Source organism: Stenotrophomonas terrae, from assembly GCF_039674165.1.
Classification (GTDB): domain Bacteria; phylum Pseudomonadota; class Gammaproteobacteria; order Xanthomonadales; family Xanthomonadaceae; genus Stenotrophomonas; species Stenotrophomonas terrae_A.
In genome coordinates this window covers 60930-79401 of sequence record NZ_JBDJMY010000007.1, presented here as the reverse complement: position 1 = coordinate 79401, position 18472 = coordinate 60930, and the positions used below count along the sequence as shown (strand labels likewise).

Annotated in this window: 18 protein-coding genes; 4 read left to right on the top strand and 14 right to left on the bottom strand. The window is 61.7% G+C overall.

Annotated features, from left to right (window positions below; all coding sequences use genetic code 11):
• Nucleotides 1–60: 60 nt before the first annotated feature.
• The 6 genes from ABE493_RS04970 to ABE493_RS04945 are packed head-to-tail and all read right to left on the bottom strand — an operon-like array spanning nt 61 to nt 6463.
• A complete protein-coding gene (locus ABE493_RS04970; RefSeq protein WP_346497869.1) occupies nt 61–477 on the bottom strand; it encodes a type IV pilin protein in 417 nt (138 codons plus the stop codon).
• Between the two features lie 11 nt (nt 478–488).
• Nucleotides 489–3881 carry a pilus assembly protein gene (locus ABE493_RS04965; RefSeq protein WP_346497868.1) on the bottom strand — a complete coding sequence of 1131 codons (3393 nt, stop codon included), beginning with the start codon at nt 3879–3881 and terminating at the stop codon, nt 489–491.
• A gap of 8 nt (nt 3882–3889) precedes the next feature.
• Nucleotides 3890–4423: a pilus assembly PilX family protein gene (locus ABE493_RS04960; RefSeq protein WP_346497867.1), complete on the bottom strand. Its 534-nt coding sequence runs from the start codon at nt 4421–4423 to the stop codon at nt 3890–3892.
• Nucleotides 4420–5355 carry a PilW family protein gene (locus tag ABE493_RS04955; protein ID WP_346497865.1) on the bottom strand — a complete coding sequence of 312 codons (936 nt, stop codon included), beginning with the start codon at nt 5353–5355 and terminating at the stop codon, nt 4420–4422. The genes ABE493_RS04960 and ABE493_RS04955 overlap by 4 nt, the downstream gene beginning before the upstream one ends.
• A gap of 59 nt (nt 5356–5414) precedes the next feature.
• Entirely contained in the window at nt 5415–5918 is a 504-nt protein-coding gene (gene pilV, locus ABE493_RS04950; protein ID WP_346497863.1) for a type IV pilus modification protein PilV, read from the bottom strand.
• Nucleotides 5915–6463: a GspH/FimT family pseudopilin gene (locus ABE493_RS04945; RefSeq protein WP_346497861.1), complete on the bottom strand. Its 549-nt coding sequence runs from the start codon at nt 6461–6463 to the stop codon at nt 5915–5917. Before ABE493_RS04945 ends, pilV begins: the two co-directional genes overlap by 4 nt.
• Nucleotides 6464–6535: 72 nt before the next feature.
• Here ABE493_RS04945 and ABE493_RS04940 point away from each other — a divergent pair, with 72 nt between their 5' ends.
• Nucleotides 6536–7603 (top strand): sensor histidine kinase, encoded by a 1068-nt coding sequence (locus tag ABE493_RS04940; RefSeq protein WP_346497859.1) that lies wholly within the window; start codon nt 6536–6538, stop codon nt 7601–7603.
• Here the strand turns inward: ABE493_RS04940 and ppnN are convergent, their stop codons facing one another.
• The 5 genes from ppnN to grxD all read right to left on the bottom strand — a co-directional run bounded on the left by ppnN (nt 7604) and on the right by grxD (nt 14280).
• Nucleotides 7604–8992, bottom strand: a complete 1389-nt coding sequence (ppnN, locus tag ABE493_RS04935) for a nucleotide 5'-monophosphate nucleosidase PpnN (protein WP_346497857.1) — start codon at nt 8990–8992, stop codon at nt 7604–7606.
• Nucleotides 8993–9104: 112 nt separating this feature from the next.
• Nucleotides 9105–12410, bottom strand: coding sequence for a TonB-dependent receptor (locus tag ABE493_RS04930; protein WP_346497855.1), 3306 nt, complete (start codon nt 12408–12410; stop codon nt 9105–9107).
• A gap of 219 nt (nt 12411–12629) precedes the next feature.
• The gene (locus ABE493_RS04925; protein ID WP_346497853.1) at nt 12630–13223 is read right to left on the bottom strand and encodes a YhgN family NAAT transporter; all 594 of its coding nucleotides are present in this window, start codon (nt 13221–13223) and stop codon (nt 12630–12632) included.
• A complete protein-coding gene (locus tag ABE493_RS04920) occupies nt 13220–13963 on the bottom strand; it encodes an SDR family NAD(P)-dependent oxidoreductase (RefSeq protein ID WP_346497851.1) in 744 nt (247 codons plus the stop codon). The genes ABE493_RS04925 and ABE493_RS04920 overlap by 4 nt, the downstream gene beginning before the upstream one ends.
• Nucleotides 13960–14280 carry a Grx4 family monothiol glutaredoxin gene (grxD, locus tag ABE493_RS04915; RefSeq protein ID WP_062166369.1) on the bottom strand — a complete coding sequence of 107 codons (321 nt, stop codon included), beginning with the start codon at nt 14278–14280 and terminating at the stop codon, nt 13960–13962. Before grxD ends, ABE493_RS04920 begins: the two co-directional genes overlap by 4 nt.
• Nucleotides 14281–14397: 117 nt before the next feature.
• Between grxD and ABE493_RS04910 the strand changes: the two genes are divergently transcribed.
• Complete coding sequence (locus ABE493_RS04910; RefSeq protein ID WP_346497849.1) at nt 14398–14976, top strand: superoxide dismutase; 579 nt, start codon at nt 14398–14400, stop codon at nt 14974–14976.
• 183 nt (nt 14977–15159) lie between these two features.
• Here the strand turns inward: ABE493_RS04910 and ABE493_RS04905 are convergent, their stop codons facing one another.
• From ABE493_RS04905 to purE, 3 genes are read right to left on the bottom strand one after another with little or no spacing between them, the layout of a single operon-like run.
• Nucleotides 15160–15495: a carboxymuconolactone decarboxylase family protein gene (locus ABE493_RS04905; RefSeq protein ID WP_346497847.1), complete on the bottom strand. Its 336-nt coding sequence runs from the start codon at nt 15493–15495 to the stop codon at nt 15160–15162.
• A 45-nt stretch (nt 15496–15540) separates the two neighbouring features.
• Nucleotides 15541–16698 (bottom strand): 5-(carboxyamino)imidazole ribonucleotide synthase, encoded by a 1158-nt coding sequence (locus ABE493_RS04900; RefSeq protein WP_346497845.1) that lies wholly within the window; start codon nt 16696–16698, stop codon nt 15541–15543.
• On the bottom strand, nt 16695–17198 hold the full coding sequence (gene purE, locus ABE493_RS04895; protein ID WP_057629361.1) for a 5-(carboxyamino)imidazole ribonucleotide mutase: 504 nt from the start codon (nt 17196–17198) through the stop codon (nt 16695–16697). The genes ABE493_RS04900 and purE overlap by 4 nt, the downstream gene beginning before the upstream one ends.
• A gap of 59 nt (nt 17199–17257) precedes the next feature.
• Here purE and ABE493_RS04890 point away from each other — a divergent pair, with 59 nt between their 5' ends.
• The gene (locus tag ABE493_RS04890; protein ID WP_346497843.1) at nt 17258–17527 is read left to right on the top strand and encodes a Trm112 family protein; all 270 of its coding nucleotides are present in this window, start codon (nt 17258–17260) and stop codon (nt 17525–17527) included.
• A complete protein-coding gene (nadC, locus tag ABE493_RS04885) occupies nt 17527–18384 on the top strand; it encodes a carboxylating nicotinate-nucleotide diphosphorylase (protein WP_346497841.1) in 858 nt (285 codons plus the stop codon). Before ABE493_RS04890 ends, nadC begins: the two co-directional genes overlap by 1 nt.
• The last annotated feature ends 88 nt before the right edge of the window (nt 18385–18472 follow it).

Here is an 18472-nt window from a genome sequence, read left to right as displayed (position 1 = left end):
GGTTTTTTTTTGCATGAAACATAGCGAAGGGGAGCTGCACCGCAACTCCCCTTCGGCCGATCAAAAACACTTGGTCGGCGCACCACTATCCGAGCCAGTAACACTCTTTACGCCCTGCGACGTCACCTTGAGCGTCCCACACTTGACATCCTTGGTCTCCTGCAAGCCTTTCGGAACAGCCTGCAGCGTGTAAGAACGTGCGGCTGGATCGCCGTCAAAACCGATGGTGTAGAAATTATCCAAACCATTACCGCACTGGCTCACTGCCGCCCCCACATAGGTGAGGTTGGTCGTGAAATAGCGCTCGGCCATCTGCGCCGACTCCAGCAAACAGGCCGAAGCTGCCGCACGCCGCGTCTTGACAACGTGGTTTTGGTAGCTCGGGTAAGCGATCGCCGACAGTACAGCGATGATCACCACGACAATCATTATTTCAACCAGCGTGAAGCCACGCTGCCGACACCTCAACTGCTTCATCCCCGCCCCCATCAATTGTTAATGATTTCACGCCAGGACACGCGACCCACATTGCGCGTCTCACGCACATTGACCTTGGCTCGACCGCCACTGGAACCACCCAGCACCGCGATGCCACGCAGCACGTCCGCGAGGGTCGGCATACCGACACCCAGATCAACCGAGCCGATAGGCAGCTTGGTGTCGCCGCTGGTCAGGACTTCATCGGTGTAACTACCATCACCGTTGAGATCGAACAAGGAAGGCCCAGTACTGGTCCCGGTATAGGCATCAAGGGCGTTCAGATAACCCTTACCGTCAGGCTGGCAAGCCTCGGACGTCGGAATGACACTGGAAACGATCAACACGTCCCCAACAACCTGCGAGTCACTGACGACACGCTCGCCAATAGCTTTGGCGCCATCTGCAGTCGGGTTCAACAGATCCACATACCAGCCCTTGGAGCCTGCCGGCAGCGCTGTCTTAGCTTCAAACGAGCGGACCAGGTAGCCACCATACGTTCCATTGGCAACCACACTGCGACCGGTCAAGTTGGCATTCTGCCCACGCCGCGCCTTGGCCGAACCATCGTCAACGAAGCCATACAGCGTCTGCACCGCCTTGTTGCTCATGTCACCCACTGTCATAAGCCGACCCGTACCGAACGTCACCCATGTCTGATAGGTAGTCGGGTGCATTGAAACGCTGAGGCCTGAAGTAATCGGTTGAGCCACACCCGCAGAATCAACCGCTTGAAAAAGCGGAGCCCCGCCGGACACAGCCCAGCTCGATGCAGCCGCCGCCGAGATGTCGAACTTCCAGACATTACCCAGCATGTCGCCGCCATACACGTAGTCGACGGTGCCATTACCATCCGCGTCCCAACCGGTAGGGGCAAATAGACCGTTGGAATTGGCATCAGCATCGACCGCCGAGCCAACCCCGGTGTCGATCTGCTTGATCAGGCTACCCGTTTGCAGGTCATAGATCATCAATACCGCGTGACCATTCGTACTGTTTATGCCATTGGCCACGATGACCGCAGTCGAGCCATCGTTGAGCTTGGCAATAATAGGACGCGACTGTACCAAGCCGATATTTGCATTGCTGGCACTGGTTTCCCACTTATAGCTACGCGCGCTGAATGTTGCCGGATTGGTCACATCCAGTGCAAACAAGCCCTTACCACCCTTCCCCAGCGCGCCAACAAGCACATTCTGATCTGGGGTCTGTGCGCGCGTTGACACCACCATCGGCCCATCAACAAAAAACCGATGCGCGTAGTCCGGACGACTGAGCAACCCAAGGTTTGTCCAATCGATACCACTGGGAATGAACGTAAACAGCTCGGCGCCATCAGCGGCATTGATCGCGTGAAGCATGCCATCGTTTGCACCGACGTAAATCGTATCTGTTTCCTTTACATAGGCCGGAGATGAATTGACGACGTCGCCGAACAGGTGGTTGCGGTTGCGCAGGGTGCCACCCAAGCGCTGCTCCAGATCTCGGGCCCCTGCGATGTAAGCCGCGTTGTTCGCCGCGGTAACCGGATAGTCATTCACTCCGGTACGGGCCAATGCCGCCAACTGAGTGCCGGTTGCACCGGCGGGGAACACCGCGCCCGCACTGCCAGTACTACTGAACACCTTACGATTGGTCGCAGGAACACCTTCAGAGGCGCGCCAGGTGGGGTCCGAGGACACCACCTGTTTGCTCACCCCATACGCCGCAACCTGGCCGGTCCAGACACCCGAGATGTAACTGGCCTGAAACACCTTCGCACCGGTATCCAGCGAGGTAGAGTTCGCACTCACGTTCGAGAACGAGCCAACGCGCTCAGTAATGGCAGCAAGTGCATTGGAAAGGCCGCGCGCAAACGCGTCCGGATCGCCAGCGGAAACAAATTGCCCGCGCCCATTGACCGCCGCATGCAGCAGATCGTCAATGCGATCCCCGTCTTCCTTGTCGGTCGGATCTGGCCAAGCGCTGAAATTCGCAGGAACCTCCGACACACTCTTGTAGCCGGTATTGCCTGCCAAACCAATGGCGATACCGAAGGTGACCATATGCTGCCAAAACCCCGGATCCGACCCATTGGTGGGCACATCATTGGTCAGGTCGGTGCGAAGATCATTCTTCCAGTAGCGCATGGCGACGTCAGCGAGCGTATTGGAAGCGGAGCTGGCATACGGAGCGCCTTTCACATATTTATAGGAACGATCACCGGGTCCAGTGATCTCCTTGCCATCTTCATTGTCCTGCTCGCCAGGCGCACCGCTGACATTGTTCCAATAACCATCGGTTGTCAGAATGGTGAAATTCTGCCGGCATGAATACTGGTCTTTCGCCGCTTCAGGACCATAGGCACCGCCACTGGCATCACTGGAAAAGTACCGACCAGCATTATCAAGCGCGCCATGCAATGGCGTGCCGTCGTAGCCAATAGTGCCGTACAGACGGGCATACCAACGACTGCGATTGTTGTTGTCGCCGGCACTACCTTTGGGATCTGCGAAAATCCCGTTGTTATAGTTGACTGGAATCGGTGCGGTCTGGGTTGGCCAGTTCTTGTCGGTAGAGGAGCCGTTACGGCCCCAAATCGTCCGGTAGCCAACCCGCACATTTTGACCAAGCTTGCTGAACGCAACGCCGGCACCGGCTTTTGCCGCCTTCATGCGAGTGCGATGATAGGAGAACCACGTTGCGTAGTTGACTCGTTCCGCCGCTTCATCGCGGAGCGTCGTAGGGGTCAGATACTCGCAACTACCCCACTCGTTGTTCTTGTTACCACAACCGCGATTGGCCGTGCCAACTACCCGCGTTGCATACTGACTACGCACCACTCGACCATCGGTGTGAATCTGATAACGGTAGTAATTCGCCTGATTGGTCAGATAGCCGGAGTCTGTCTGTGTCTTGTCTTTAGGCACATAAAAGGTCTGGATACCACCGCACACCTTGGTGCCCTTATCCGTTGTACCACTCGTGGAGTCGGTATTCCGGTTGTAACTGCGGCAGCTACTGCTATCAGCAAGATCGATCGTGGCATTACCGACGAGGTTGAAATCCCCGTACACAGCGCCGTATGTGGTACCGCCGGTCATCAACCCGCCATCGGCATTTTGCCAAGCCAGGTAAGTACGGGAGGGATCGTAGTAAAGCGTATTTACGGTGTACGCCTGGCCAGTGACACCCGAAATTGTATTCGCTGGCATTGCATCGAATGCCATCGACCCCGAATCATCGAGAATGAAAAGCACGTTGGGCGCAACCCGCGTTTCGGTGGTCAGCGGGTCATTCGGCAGCTTAATTCCAGCATTCACCGGAAGCGCCAACAATGTCACTGCGAATGCCAGAGCTCCAGGAGCAAGTTTGGACAACCTGTCCGCGCACTGGCTACGCTTGGTTTGAATATGAGTTTTCATGTCAATCCTCAACGAACCAGGAAATTGGACTGGACAATCACCGTGGCCCGCGCATCGTCCGTACTACGCGCGGTGACCCGGAAACTGGGAGCCATACACAGGGCAGGCATTGGCACCTGACGGTCGCAGCCCGGCCAAGTTGGTGCCTCCCCCATGTACTCGACGAAGTACGCCGACGGCGGGGGCGCCGGACTGGCATCCGGAATAGCGGTAGCTTCCACCCAACCAGTGAAGCTGGAATCCGCCCAGCGATCTGCAACGACTGCATCCGGCTTTGCGCAGACGCCAACATTGTTGCAACCCGACGAGGGTGCCGCTGGCGCCCCCGCGGCAATCAGCTCACCCTGACGGAGCGCGGATTCGGCGGCCTGGAATGCAAGGCTGCGCTCATACATATTGGCCGTCATGCGCTCCTCCATCATGGTATTGCGGAGGATCGCCAGACCCAGCAACGTCATGATCAATAGCAGCACCAGCACGATCAGCAAGGAGATGCCCCGCTGCTGCGCCCTCATTGCGTTGTTTCCATTGAAAGCCTTCATGGATTTCGATTCCGGATGCTGACAACCTGGGTCAGGGTACGAGCCAAAGGCACGCCACCCACCCCCGTATTCGGCTCTCCAATGAAGGTCATGGAAACACGCACAGCCTTGAGCTGAGGCCAGCTGCTGCCCACGGCTGCCGCATCGACGTAGGACCCGGCACCATCCAGCAAATAGGTGAAGGTCATGCTGCTGACACCTTCAACCACCTCCTGTGAGACCGGCCCGGCACTGGTCAGACGGGTCTGATACAAGGACGGCCGGCCATTGGGGTTGTTGGCAATGAACCAACGCGTGGCGCTGAGCCGCGCAACCACCGAGCTGGGCTGCGGGTACTTGAACGTCGCCCCGCCTCCACAGTTGAGCGGCATCCCGAGCGCCGCCGTACAGTTACCAGGACTACCCCCCGTGCCGTGACCGATGCTGCTGCCGACAACACTGCTTACCTGGAAAATACTGGCCTGTCTGGGGTTGCACACCAAGGCCAGATCGCCGGCAACAAACCCATGGTTGGCCTTGTTGAGCAACATCGTTGCTGCAGCCGGATCATGACTCTCCAACGTCGAGACATTGCTGTCGGTTGAAATCAGCTCGATGGCGTCGGTGCCGGAGATCCGCTCCGCCGCGCCCGAACCAAATGCCGAATCAGCAAACGCCTCGGTACCACCGTAACCGCGCGCCGCATTGCCCCAGGTATCCAAACGGGTCCACCAACGCGTGCCGGCGCTGTTGACCACGTTCACCAGGGGCACCGAATTGGAGCAAGGATTACCCGCAGCCTCACGCATATCCCGGGCCATCAGCTCGAAAGCCGTACGCACGTTCTCCTGAATCCGCCCCAGGCTATCGGTGGTCCTATAGGTCTGCCGATTGGCCAGAAAAATGCCAATCGCCGCACCAATCACCAATGTGCCCAACAGCAACGCGATCATCAACTCGATCAGACTCAGACCGATAATGCCGCGGCGCGACCCCATACGCCGGCCCCCATTCATAGCCGCACCCTCGTTTCAACCGAATACTCGTCGGAGCCTTGCTGGCTCCCATTGCTGGCGCCGGCACGGCTGTCGTCCCAACGCACGCCCACCACACAGATCCCCGTGCTCGTGGTGCAGCTCACCTGACCGCAGACAGCGGCATCATCGACTGCACTGCCCAATGCTGCACGCAGCGAGGCCAACCAGGATGCGCTGTCTGTTGCGCTCAACGAGCTGCCGGTGGGAGCGCTGCACATCCAGCCCCCCGTGTTATAGCTGCCACCCAGCGCCAATTCGCGGTTGGCTCGCATCGCATCGATGATCGTATAGCTCTGGATCACCGCCTGGCTGCGTTCAACGGAACTCTGGCTGTTGCGCAACGCAGTCGCTTGCATGGCCGCAATACCAAGCATGCCGATACCCATGATCAGCACTGAAATAAGTACTTCCAACAGGCTGACGCCGGCAATTTTCTGGCGACGCAGTGGTTCGCGGCGGCAAGTCCGGAAAGTGTTCATGGGCATGCCCCGCCATTGTTCGCTGACGTAATGGAAGTCCTGGAACCCGACACGACCGCCACGCGGCGCAGGTTCTGTTCTGGACGGGTCACTGGCAGGCAAACCGCCACATTGCCCGCAAACAACAACCCTGCAGCAGTCCGCGCCAAACCATCGGAATTGAACGTGATACGCGGGGTGGCAGAATTGACCACAGCTGGCGGCCGGACCTCCCCGGCCTGCAGCACCGAATCGTCCGAATCCAGCACCACCAGCCATTGCGTCCAGTTACCCGCAGCTGCGCAGGTAAGGCCGTCAAGCGAGCCGCACATGGACACCGGGGCGTTGCGCTTGATCGCTTCGCTGCGCGCCATTTGAATCGCCCCGACCAGCTCATTGGACTGCGTGGTGAGGCGATTGGAGTTGATCAGCCCGTTCATGGCCGGCATGCCGATAGCGATAAGGACCGCCAACACGACCACCGTCACCATCAGTTCGACCAGCGTGAAGCCCCGTTCGGCTCGCCCGGCTGAGCGCAACCCCGCTTTTAGTATTTCGAAACGCATCTACGTCATCCCCCGGCGCAATGGCCATGGTTAAGATAACGGCGTCCAATTGCGAGCGTCACCCCAAACCGGATGAGCGGTATTACCACCACCACGAACGGCCACACTGCCAGCCCCCCCCACCTGCCAGCGGACGCACCAGAGCCGCTTGAAGTGCTCTGGCGGCCGTATACGCTCGTCTGGATCATCATGATCGGCGAAGCGCTGGCCATGGCCATGAGCTTGTCGCCAGGGGTAGACGGCGACCGCCTGATACTGTTCGGGCTCAACTCGCTGGCGATCCAGTGGACCACCCTGCTCTGCCTGGGCCTGCTCTATCTTTTCCGGAAGCCGTTACAGAAACATCGCCCCACCACGATCGCCACAGCCGCTCTTGGCGCGCTACTGCTCAGCACCAGCACCACCTACCTGCTGCTATGGCTGTTGCTGGACGGTGCCGTTCCTGCCCCCGCCGAAGGCTGGCGACAGCTCCTGTTCCACATGGTGGCGCTGAGCCTGATTTTCGGGCTACTCGGGGTAGCTGCCTTCCAGAGCCACTGGCGCAATCGCTTGCTTGCCCTGCAGGCCAAACAGGCGGAGCTGGACGCACTGCGCGCACGGGTCGATCCCCACTTCCTGTTCAACGCACTCAATTCCGCCGTGGCACTGGTTCGCCAGAATCCATCTGCCAGCGAGCGGCTACTGGTCGATCTGGCCGACCTGTTCCGGGCGGCACTGTCGCGAAGCGGCACGGTGCCACTGCCCCAGGAGCTGGAGCTTTCGCACCAGTACCTGGATATAGAGGCAACCCGTTTTGGCGAACGTCTGACCCTGGATTGGCGGGTTCCGGACAGCCTACCCGCCCTGTTGGTCCCCAGCCTGTCGCTGCAGCCGCTGATGGAGAATGCGATCCGCCACGGCATCGAACCCAGCCTCCATGGCGGCACACTGGTCGTCAGCGTGGACGTAGATCCCGACTGGGTGACCATTCAAATCAGCAACCCTTTCCAAGCCGGCACGCGTGAGGCAACTACCGGACACCAACTCGGCTTGAGATCAACCCGGAGCCGCCTGGATGCGCACTTCGGCGGCAAGGCAGTAGTGAGCACCACTACCGCCGCCGACACACACCTGACAACAGTCAAGCTACCCCGACACTGATCAGGCAACCACCTGATAACAAGGATGGTACTCACCGGAGATCTTCATCCGGCGCTGCTCGACGAAGGCGCGCAGCAGTTCATCCAGCGCCTGCATCATCTCGCTGTCGCCATGGATCTTGAACGGGCCGAATTCCTCGATCCGCGCCATGCTCTCTTCCTTGACGTTACCGGCAACGATGCCGGAGAACGCCCGTCGCAGGTCGGCGGCCAGGTCCGGCGCGGGGCGCCCCTTGTGCAGGTCCAGGCCCGCCATCGCCTCATGGGTGGGCACGAAGGGCTGCTGGTAGGCCAGCGGAATGTCCACCTGCCAGTTGTAGAAGAACGAATCGCGGTGGGCCAGGCGGAACTCGCGCACCCGCTTGATGCCCTGTGACATCTTGCGGGCCACGGCAACCGGGTCGCCGACAATGATCTCGTAGCGTTCCGCCGCCTTGTCGCCCAGGGTCAACCGGATGAAGCGGTCGATCTGCTGGAAGTATGGTGCAGCGATAGCCGGGCCGCTGAGGATCAACGGGAACGGCAGGTCCTTGTTCTCCTCGCGCAGCAGGATGCCGAGCAGGTACAGGATCTCCTCGGCGGTGCCAACGCCACCCGGGAACACGATGATGCCGTGGCCAAGACGGACGAAGGCTTCGAGGCGCTTCTCGATGTCCGGCATGATCACCAGGTGGTTGACGATCGGGTTCGGCGACTCTGCGGCAATGATGCCCGGCTCGGTGATGCCGATGTAACGGGTATTGGTCTTGCGCTGCTTGGCGTGGGCAATGGTGGCGCCCTTCATCGGGCCCTTCATCGCGCCCGGGCCGCAGCCGGTGCAGATGTCCAGGCTGCGCAGGCCCAGCTCATAGCCGACCTGCTTGGTGTACAGGTATTCGTCACGCGAGATCGAGTGCCCACCCCAGCAAACCACCAGATTCGGATCGCTGGGCGCAAGAATGCGCGCATTGCGCAGCACGCCGAACACCGCATTGGTGATGCCGTCCGAGGTCTCCAGGTCCGAGGCATATTCCGGCCCCAGCTCGATGGCCATGTAGGCCAGATCGCGCACCACCGAGAACAGCAGCTCGGCGATACCACGGATGATCTCGCCATCAACGAACGCCATCGCCGGCGCATTGCTCAGATCGATGCGGACGCCACGATCCTGCTGGGTCACCTGCACATCGAAATCCGGATACAGGTCGCGCGCAGCGCGCGGGTCATCCGAGGCGCTACCACTGGTCAGCACCGCCAGCGCACAGCGGCGCAGCAGTTCATGCATGCCGCCACCGGAAGCGTCGCGCAACCGCGCCACTTCTGCCCGCGACAACACATCCAGACCACCACGCGGATAAATACGTGCGTCCTGCACCGGCAGCGCCCTCGCTGCCCCTTCATTCTTGGTCATTTCCACAACTGCTCCTTCCTCTTTGGCGATCGACTTTAGCGCTCCCCCCATTAAAAAGAAAACGGCCGGGTTGCCCCGGCCGTTTTCGATTCACATCTGATCAGTCAAACGATCAGAACTTGTAGCGGAAGCCGATCTGCATCGACCAGCGCGATTCCCAATCGGTCAGGTTGACCTTGGTGACCTTGCTTTCGTCGAAGTTGTAGATGTACTTGCCGGTAGCCTGGTCGATACCCGCAAAGGAAGCGGCACCGCGATCGCTGAACGGCGAGGCGTAGCTGACCTGCCCCCAATCCTTATTCAGCAGATTGCCAACGTTCATGATGTCCAACCAGATCTCAGCCTTGTGACCCTTGAAGAAGGTCGGCAGTTCCTGGCTGATACGCACGTCGAAGGTGTTGACCCATGCGTTGCGCTGGCTGTTGCGCGGTGCGGACTGGCCGCCATAACCGGCAAGACCTTCCTGACCATTCAACCAGGCAAAGAACGCTTCTTCCATTGCCGCGCCGCCGGTGAACTTGACGTCACCACGGCCTGCCGGCACGTAGAACAGGTCATTGCTGTAACCGTCGCCGTTGGCATCGTTGAGGAAGCGCCAGCTGTACGGCAGGCCCGAACGGCCTTCATAGAACATCGAGAAGGTCGTGTAGTTGTCACCGAAGAACGCCTTGCGGAACTGCAGGCTGCCGGTGAAGCGGTTCTTGATCTCGTAGTTGGAGGTCGAAGCGACCACGTCGTTCGGGTTGATACCGGCGACGTTGTTCCAGTTGGAGATAGCGCGCGAGGAGGTCAGCGGGCTGACTTCGGTAGCGTCGGTGTAGGTGTAACCCAGCGACCAGCCCCAAACGTCCGTCAGCGGCTTGCTCAGGCTGGCGGTGAACTGGTAGCTGCGGCCCTTGTCGGTGTTCTTCAACAGAATCACACCATCGTTGTGCCAGCCGGTTACGTTTTCGTAGCCCGGGATGGTGTCAGCGATACCGGCGACGCCGGTGTTGCTGCCTGCACGAACAGTGCTGTTGCTGGGCGCATACGGGTTCACCCAATACATGTCACGGCCGTCCTGACCGCGCACAGCATTGACGTTGCCCAGATCCAGGCGCTCGAATGCGATGGCGTCCTTGACCTTGGTGTACAGCAACTCAACCGAGCCGACCACGCCATACCACGGCAGTTCGTGATCGAACGCCAGGTTCGCCTTCCATACCGACGGCTGTGCGATGTCCTTTTCCATGAGGTTGACCATCATGGTGTAGCCCGATGCCGGCGACGGCACGGTCGGGTTGTTCACATCCAGCGAGACCGGCAGGTTGGCCCAGATCGCTTCGCGCTGCGCCTGGGTCAGGTTGGCGGTGATGCGCTGGTTGTAGCCGATCAGACCAAAGCCGCTGTTCTGGTAGGAGTTACCCACCCACACGTTGGCTGCCGCACCCTGGAACAGACCCAGGCCACCACGCAGCTGCGTCGGGCGGTCGTAGTCGAAGGTGTAGTTGAAGCCGAAGCGCGGCTGTACCAGCGCCTTGTCCAGGGTCTGTCGGTTGTCGTAACCGTAGATTTCCTGCACCAGCAGGTTGTGCACCGGCACGTCATCCAGATCCGGAATATCGACGCGCAGGCCGAACATCAGGTTGAGGTTGTAATTGACAGCCCAGGTGTCCTGCACGAACAGGCCGGTATTGCGGTGCTTGTACTGCATCGCCACCGAATCCATGCCCTTGCCCGGCACCGGCGCATTCAGGTCATACACCCAGTAGTGGCCGTTGCGGAAATCATCCAGGTTGGCGAAGCCGTAGGTGCCCCAGATGTTCTGCGCGTACAGGTTGTAGATGTCGTTGGATTCCCAATCGAAACCGAACTTCAGGGTGTGATCACCGAGGTACCAGTTGGCTGCGCCGTAAGCATTGGTGGTCTTGGTGCTGATGTCGTTGCCATGACGGAATTCGTCGGCACCGGCATTGAGGTACGGCGGAGCAACTGCGGAGTTGCCCGGGCCACTACCGATGATGATCTGCGGCAGCTTGGAATAGACGTTGCTCAACGATTCATAGGTACGGCGGCCGACCTTGAACTCGGTGGAGAAGTTCTCGTTCCAGTCACTGAACAGCTGGATGACGTTGGTCTTCACTTCCTTGTTGATGTCGTACCAACGGCTGCTCAGGCCCAGCGCCGGACCGGCGGCGGAAATGCCATGACCACCGTAGGAGGTGGAGCGGCTGCTGCCGACCAGGTTCGGATCAACCTGTTCCAGCTTGGAGAAACGTGCCGAGACGCGGTGGTCGTCGTTGATGTTCCAGTCCAGCTTGACTGCGTACTCTTCCACTTCCTGCTTGGTTTCAGCAGGAGCGTCCAGGGTGCCGATATCGACGCCGTAGACGTCCTTGGCAATCTGCTGGGCCTCAGCAATGAACGCCGGATCGATGTCGACCACGTTGGTGGCGTTGGAACCACGCGGGCCGTAGGACTGGGCTGCGCGGCTACGCTCGTACTTCTCGTAGTTGGCGAAGAAGAACAGCTTGTCCTTGATGATCGGGCCGCCGAAGGTGGCGCCCCAGGTCTTCTCGTCTTCGAAGCCGTTGAACTTGGCATCGGTGACCGGGTGGTCACCCACCATGTCCTTGTCGCGGTAGGTGCCGTAGACCGAACCGTGGAATTCGTTGGTGCCCGACTTGGTTACTGCATCGACCACTGCACCGGTGGCGCCGGTGATGGTGGTGTCATAGTTGGACACGTCGATGTTGATGGCTTCAATGGCATCCATCGAAACCGGCTGACGCATGGTCGGGAAGCCATTGGACTCCAGACCGAAGGTGTCGCTGGTGTTGATGCCGTCGATGCGGATGGCATTGAAACGCGGGTTCTGACCACCGACGGTCAGCTCGCCACGCGACTTGTCGCTCTGACTGATGCGCGGATCAAGACGCACGTAATCCTGGATGTTGCGGTTGATCGACGGCAGCGCTTCAATCTGCTGCTGCGACACCGAGGTACCGGCACCCATCTTGTTCGCACTGAACACGTCCGAACCACCGCCGATAGCCATGACCTGCACGGCTTCCAGGTTGGTGGCTGCAAGGTCGCCGCCCAAGGTGCCATTGACCGTGTTGGTCTGGCTCAGGCTCAGGTACACGCCTTCTTCGGTCTTGGTGCCTTCACCGGACTTGATGATGGTGACGGTGTACGGGCCACCCACGCGCAGACCGCGTGCGTTGTAACGACCCGAAGCATCGGTGGTAGCACGGCTGACCGTGCCCGACTCGACGTGGGTGATGGTGACTTCAGCACCAACAACTGGCTGGCCGCCGTTGTTGGTTACCTGGCCACCGACACCGGCGGAGGTGTTCTGGGCGAAAGCCGGAGCAGCCGCAAGTGCGACGACAAGACCAAGTGCAAGCTTGGACATCTTGATACGCGGGTGATTCATGGGTGGGTAGCCTCGAAACGAGTTGGCGATTGAGAAAAAGCGCGATCCATCAGCCCCGGGGTCAACCGAGCGCCTGATCGTCTTGAATCTTGGGGGTCCCTTCCGAGGCGGTTTCAGCCGCAACGGTTAAGATAAGGTTAACACGGTAATGACTGTTTATGACTGCCATAAGACAGCCATGCTGCACTGCGGCAGGGCCACCCACGGCCAATCAATCACTTACCTGATTGAGGCCAGATACGTCGCCAAACCATCGAGCAGCATCTGCACCGAAATTGCGACCAGCAGCATTCCCATCAGGCGCTCCAGCGCGATCAGCGCGCGGGCCCCGAGCAGCTTGTAAAGCAGGGTTGCCGACATCAGGATTGCCGCCGTCCCGCCCCAGGCCAACAGCAAGGCCAGGCTCCAATCGCCAAGTCGCTCTGGCTCATTGCTGCCCATCAGCATCACCGCCGCCATGCCCGAAGGGCCGGCCACCAACGGTATGGCCATCGGCACGATGAAGGGCTCACCGTCCGGCACCGCGCCCATCAGGCCTTCAGGGCGCGGGAAAATCATGCGGATGCCGATCAGGAACAGCACGATGCCACCGGCGATGGCCACCGACTCCTGCCGCAGGTGCATCAGCTCCAGCGCGTACTTGCCGCCCCATAAGAAAGCCATCAACACCGCCAGCGCGATCAACAGCTCGCGCACCAGCACCACCCGCTGACGCTTGGGCGTCAAGGGCTTGAGCAGACTCAGGAACACCGGGATATTGCCCAGCGGGTCCAGGATCAGAAACAGCAGCAGGGCCGCTGAAAGGATCGTCACCCGCCCAGGTCCCGCACCTTTCCACGCCAGGCCACGCCATCGGCGGCGAGCAGCTGCACGGCTGCGTCGGCGTAATTGGCAGGATCCACCGGCGCCGCATCTTCCTCATGGGTGAAGGCACGCGCCCGCAAGCCGGTCCGCATCGGCCCGGGCTGCAGGCCGCAGACCCGCACCGGGCCATTGCGCAGCTCGTGGTGCAGGCTTTCGATCAGCCCGCGCAACCCGTATTGGGCCACGCCATAACCGCCCCAATAGGCTTGGCCGACCCGTTGGATATCATCCAGTGCAAACACCACCGCAGCGTCATCACGCTGCCGCAGCAGTGGCAAACAGGCCTGGGTCAGCCAGGCGCGGGCGGTCAGATTGACGTGGATGGCGCGGGCAAAGGCTGCCGGGTCACCGGAGGCAAACGGGGTCAAACCAGCGAAATCGGCTGCGCAATGCAGCACGCCGTCCAAGCGCCCCACCTCGGACTCCAGCCGCTCAGCCAGTGCTGCGTAGTCGTCTGGGCTGGCCCCTTCCAGGTCCAGCGGATACAGCAGCGGCTCCGGACCAAGCTGGGCGGCGCTGTCATAGACGCGATTGAGCTTGGCGACCTTGCGCCCCAGCATCACCACGGTAGCCCCGGCCTGCGCGCACGCCCGGGTTGCGGCAGCCCCCAGGCCGCCGGCGGCACCTGCCACCAGAATGACCCGACCGGCAAGATCGGCGCCCTCGCCCACACGAGGCTGGGCACTCACGCTTGCCCGGCCTCGGCAACGATACGTTTGAGCTCGCCGGACTCCAGCAGCTCCAGAAGAATGTCGCAGCCGCCGATCAGCTCGCCATGCATGAAAAACTGCGGAAAAGTGGCCAGATTCGAATAGCGCGGCAGGTTGGCCCGCACCTCAGGGAACTCCAGCAGATTGACGGTGCGCAGATTGATCGCACCAGCGGCCAACAGCGCCTGCACCGCGCGGCTGGAAAAGCCGCACATCGGGTATTGCGGCGTACCTTTCATGAACAAGACGAGGGGGTGTTGCTCCACCTCAGCCTGGATTTGTTCCATCACCGGCATTCGAATTCTCCCTACTGCGAAAGAACGGCCCGTCCTGGTCGGATAGACTTTCCCGTGGTTGACCATTGTAAGCCGAGCCGGCCGACTCCCGGCGCCCTGCCCCGAAAAGAATCTCCAATGCCCGTCCAACTGCCTGACCTACCCTACTCCCGCACCGCCCTCCAGCCGCACATCTCGGCCGAAACGCTGGACCTGCATCACGGCAGGCACCATCGCGGCTACGTGGACACGGTCAATGCGCGCATTGCCGGTACCGAGCTGGATGCGCTGCCGCTGGAGGAAATCGTCCGCAACAGCCAAGGCAGCCTGTTCCAGGCCGCCGCACAGGCCTGGAACCACGACTTTTTCTGGCAATGTCTGCATCCACGCGCCGGCGGCGATCCGCACGGCCTGCTGGCCGAGCGCATCAACGGCCAGTTCGGGGACGTGCAGAAGTTGCGCGAGGAGTTCAACCGCGCCGCGCTGGCGGTGTTCGGTTCGGGCTGGACCTGGCTGGTACAGCACCCGGACGGCAAGCTGGCCATCGTCAGCACGCGCAATGCAAACACCCCACTGACCGGCAGCAGCACCCCCTTGCTGGTCTGCGATGTCTGGGAACACGCCTATTACAGCGACTACCAGAACGAGCGCGCGCACTTTCTGCAGGCCTTCTGGAAGCTGGTGAACTGGGATTTCGTGGCGGCACAGCTGCGCTGAGCACGCTTGCTGCGCCCCCCGGTCTGCGGCGAATGGATGGTGCGCGCCGCAGCCCGCAATTGAACCCTGATCCGCGCACCGGCGGGATCAAAGGACCCGAAGCTTGCTGGCCGCCATGACGGATGTGCGCCAGCATAGGGCTGGCGCATATTCGAACCGACGTGAAGCGAACCCGCGCCGGGCTCAATCGTGCGCAGCCACCGCATCCAGCACACGCGCCGAATACACCATCGCTGCGCCGGCGTTGAGAGCCACCGCGACGCCCAGCGCCTCGGCGATCTCCTCGCGGCTGGCGCCCTGCTTCAATGCCGCGTCGACGTGGGTGGTGATGCAGCCATCGCAGCGCGTGGTCACCGCCACCGCCAGCGCGATCAGCTCGCGGGTCTTTGCGTCCAGATGGTTGGTCTGGGCACCGGCGCCGCTGAGTGTCAGGTAGCCCTTGAGCGTGTCCGGCGACAGTTTGCCGAGCTCGCTGATGCGGCCCTTCAACTCACGACGATAATCATTCCAATCGAGCATGGCAGGTTCTCCAGTGAGGACTGGAGAACCATACGCCGGCAATGCTTAGTTCTGCGTCACGCCGCCGCGCAGCGTGTCCACCACCGGCGCGACCTGTGCCTGCCGCCCCAACGCCTCACCTACGCGCTGCAGTGCCGCCGCCAACGCGAGCGCCGAGTCGTCGCGCAGATTGGCGTGGCCCACCTTGCGGCCTTCGCGCGCCTGCTTGCCGTAGTCGTGCCAATGACCGGCCGATTCGGCCAGCACCGGCTTGCTGTCGGGCATCTGACCCAGCCAGTTGAGCATGCAGGCATGGCCCAGCACGCGGGTATCACCCAAGGGCAGGCCCAGCACCGCACGCAGATGGTTTTCGAACTGCGAGGTTTCCGCACCATCGCTGGTCCAGTGGCCCGAGTTGTGCACGCGTGGCGCCATTTCGTTGGCCAACAGCGCCTCGCCGCGACAGAACAGCTCCAGCGCAAACACGCCAACGTAGTCCAGCCGCTCGGCAACCCGCTGCGCGTATGCAATGGCCGTGGCCTGCTGCTCGGCCGACAGCACGGCCGGTGCCAGGCTGGCGGACAGCACGCCGTCCACATGCCAGTTGGTGGTCAGCGGCCAGGCACGGAATTCACCATCGCGGCCACGAACGGCCACCACGCTGACTTCCCGATCAAACGCCACGAAACCTTCGAGTATCAGCCCGGTCTTCTCGACCTGCGCACCCAGCGCCTGCCATGCCGCGTCGATGTCGGCAGCAGTGCGGATGCGGAACTGGCCCTTGCCGTCGTAGCCCAGCCGCCGCGTCTTGAGGATGCAGGGCATGCCGAACTCGGCCACCTTGGCCGCCAGTTCGTCGTGGCTGCGGATATCGGCAAACGCCGGCAGGTCGATACCCAATTCCTGGAACAGGGTCTTTTCGCTCAAGCGATCCTGCGCCACCGCCAGCGCGGCCGGATTTGGAAACACCGGCTTGCGTTCGGCCAGCCAATGCGCGCTGGCCGCAGGCACGTTCTCGAAATCAAAGGTGACCACGTCGACCTTGGCGGCAAATGCGGCCAAGGCGTCGGTATCGTCGAAACTGCCTACCTGCAGCGGCGCCACCTGACCGGCACAGGCATCGGCGGCAGGATCGAACACCACGAAACGCAGGCCCAGCGGAGCCCCTGCCAGCACCATCATGCGGGCCAGCTGCCCGCCACCGAGAATGCCGACCGTGATCATTGGCGCGGATCGTCCGCAGCCATCACATCTTCGGTCTGGCGGGCGCGGAAGGCCTCCAGCGCGGCGCCGATCTGCGGTTGTTCGGCAGCCAGCATGGCGGCGGCGAACAGCGCCGCATTGGACGCGCCGGCATTGCCGATGGCAAAGGTCGCCACCGGAATCCCGGCCGGCATCTGCACGATCGACAGCAGCGAATCCATGCCATTGAGCGCCTTGGACTGCACCGGCACACCGAGCACCGGCACAGCGGTCTTGGCCGCCAGCATGCCCGGCAGATGCGCCGCGCCACCAGCACCGCCAATGATGGCGCGCAGGCCGCGCGGGCCCGCCTGTTCGGCATAGCTGAACAGCACATCCGGCGTGCGATGCGCCGACACTACCTTCACTTCGTAGGGAACACCCAAAGCATCAAGCTTTTGAGCGGCGTGCTGCATGGTTTCCCAGTCTGAGCGGGAACCCATCACGATGCCGACTAGCGGCGCGGGGTGGTTTGGGGTCATTGGCCGTCACCTGCTGCAAAGACGTATTCTAGCCGTCTTCCCCGCAAGACCACGACCCGATGGATCGCAAACTACTCGACCTGCTTGTCTCCCCCGACACCCGCCAGCCGTTGTTCCTGCTGGAAAGCGCCGGCCTGGAAGCCCTCAACCGCGCCATTGGCGCCGGCACCGTCACCCGCGCCGATGGCAGCACCCAGGCCCAGCCGCTGCGCGAAGCGCTGATCACCGGCGACCGCAAACAGGTATTCCGCGTCGATGACGGCATTCCGGTGCTACTCGCCGATGAAGCCATCGCTACCGCTCAGATCACCGACTTTCCGGCCAAATAATGCTGCCGCACCCGCCCCTGGCCCCGCCGCAGGAACAGATTGACGCCGATGTCGCCCGTGCCTTGGCCGAAGATATCGGCAGCGGCGACGTCACTGCCGCGCTGTTGCCCGATACCGCCGACATCGCCTACCTGCTGTGCAAGCAGGACTCGGTGATCGCTGGCCGCCCCTGGTTTGATGCCACCCACCGTGCGCTCGACCCGCAGGTGCAGATCGCCTGGCGGGTGCTGGAAGGCGATCACGTCAGCGCCGGCACCGTATTGGCGACCCTGCAGGGGCGCAGCCGCAGCCTGGTCAGCGCCGAACGCACCTCGCTCAACTTCCTGCAGACCCTGTCCGGCACCGCCACCACCACCGCGCGCCATGTCGCGGCCGTGGCAGGCACCAAGGCACGCATCCTGGACACCCGCAAAACCCTGCCCGGCCTGCGCCTGGCGCAGAAATACGCGGTGCGCTGCGGCGGCGGCGACAACCACCGTATCGGCCTGTTCGATACGGTGATGCTGAAGGAAAACCACATCCGCGCCGCCGGCTCGTTGACTGCCGCCGTGCACGCCGCACGTGCGCAGCAGCCGAATCTGCCATTGGTGGTCGAGGTGGAGGACCTGCAGCAGCTGCAGGAAGCCCTGGCCGCGGGCTGCGAGCGCATCCTGATCGACGACTTCAGCCCGGCCATGCGCCGCGACGCCGTGCACATCACCGCCGGGCGGATTCCACTGGAGGTCTCCGGCAGCGTCGACCTGACCAGCCTGCGCGCCATTGCCGAAGACGGCGTGGACTGCATTTCCATCGGCGGGCTGACCAAGCACGTGCAGGCCGTCGACCTGTCGCTGAAGCTGGGCCCGCCACCGGGCTGACTCACGGCGCGCATGCAGGCCCGGCTGCGACACTTTCCCAACCTCTTTCGCGGAGCCTGCTGTGGCCTACCGATACCTGCTGTGCGGC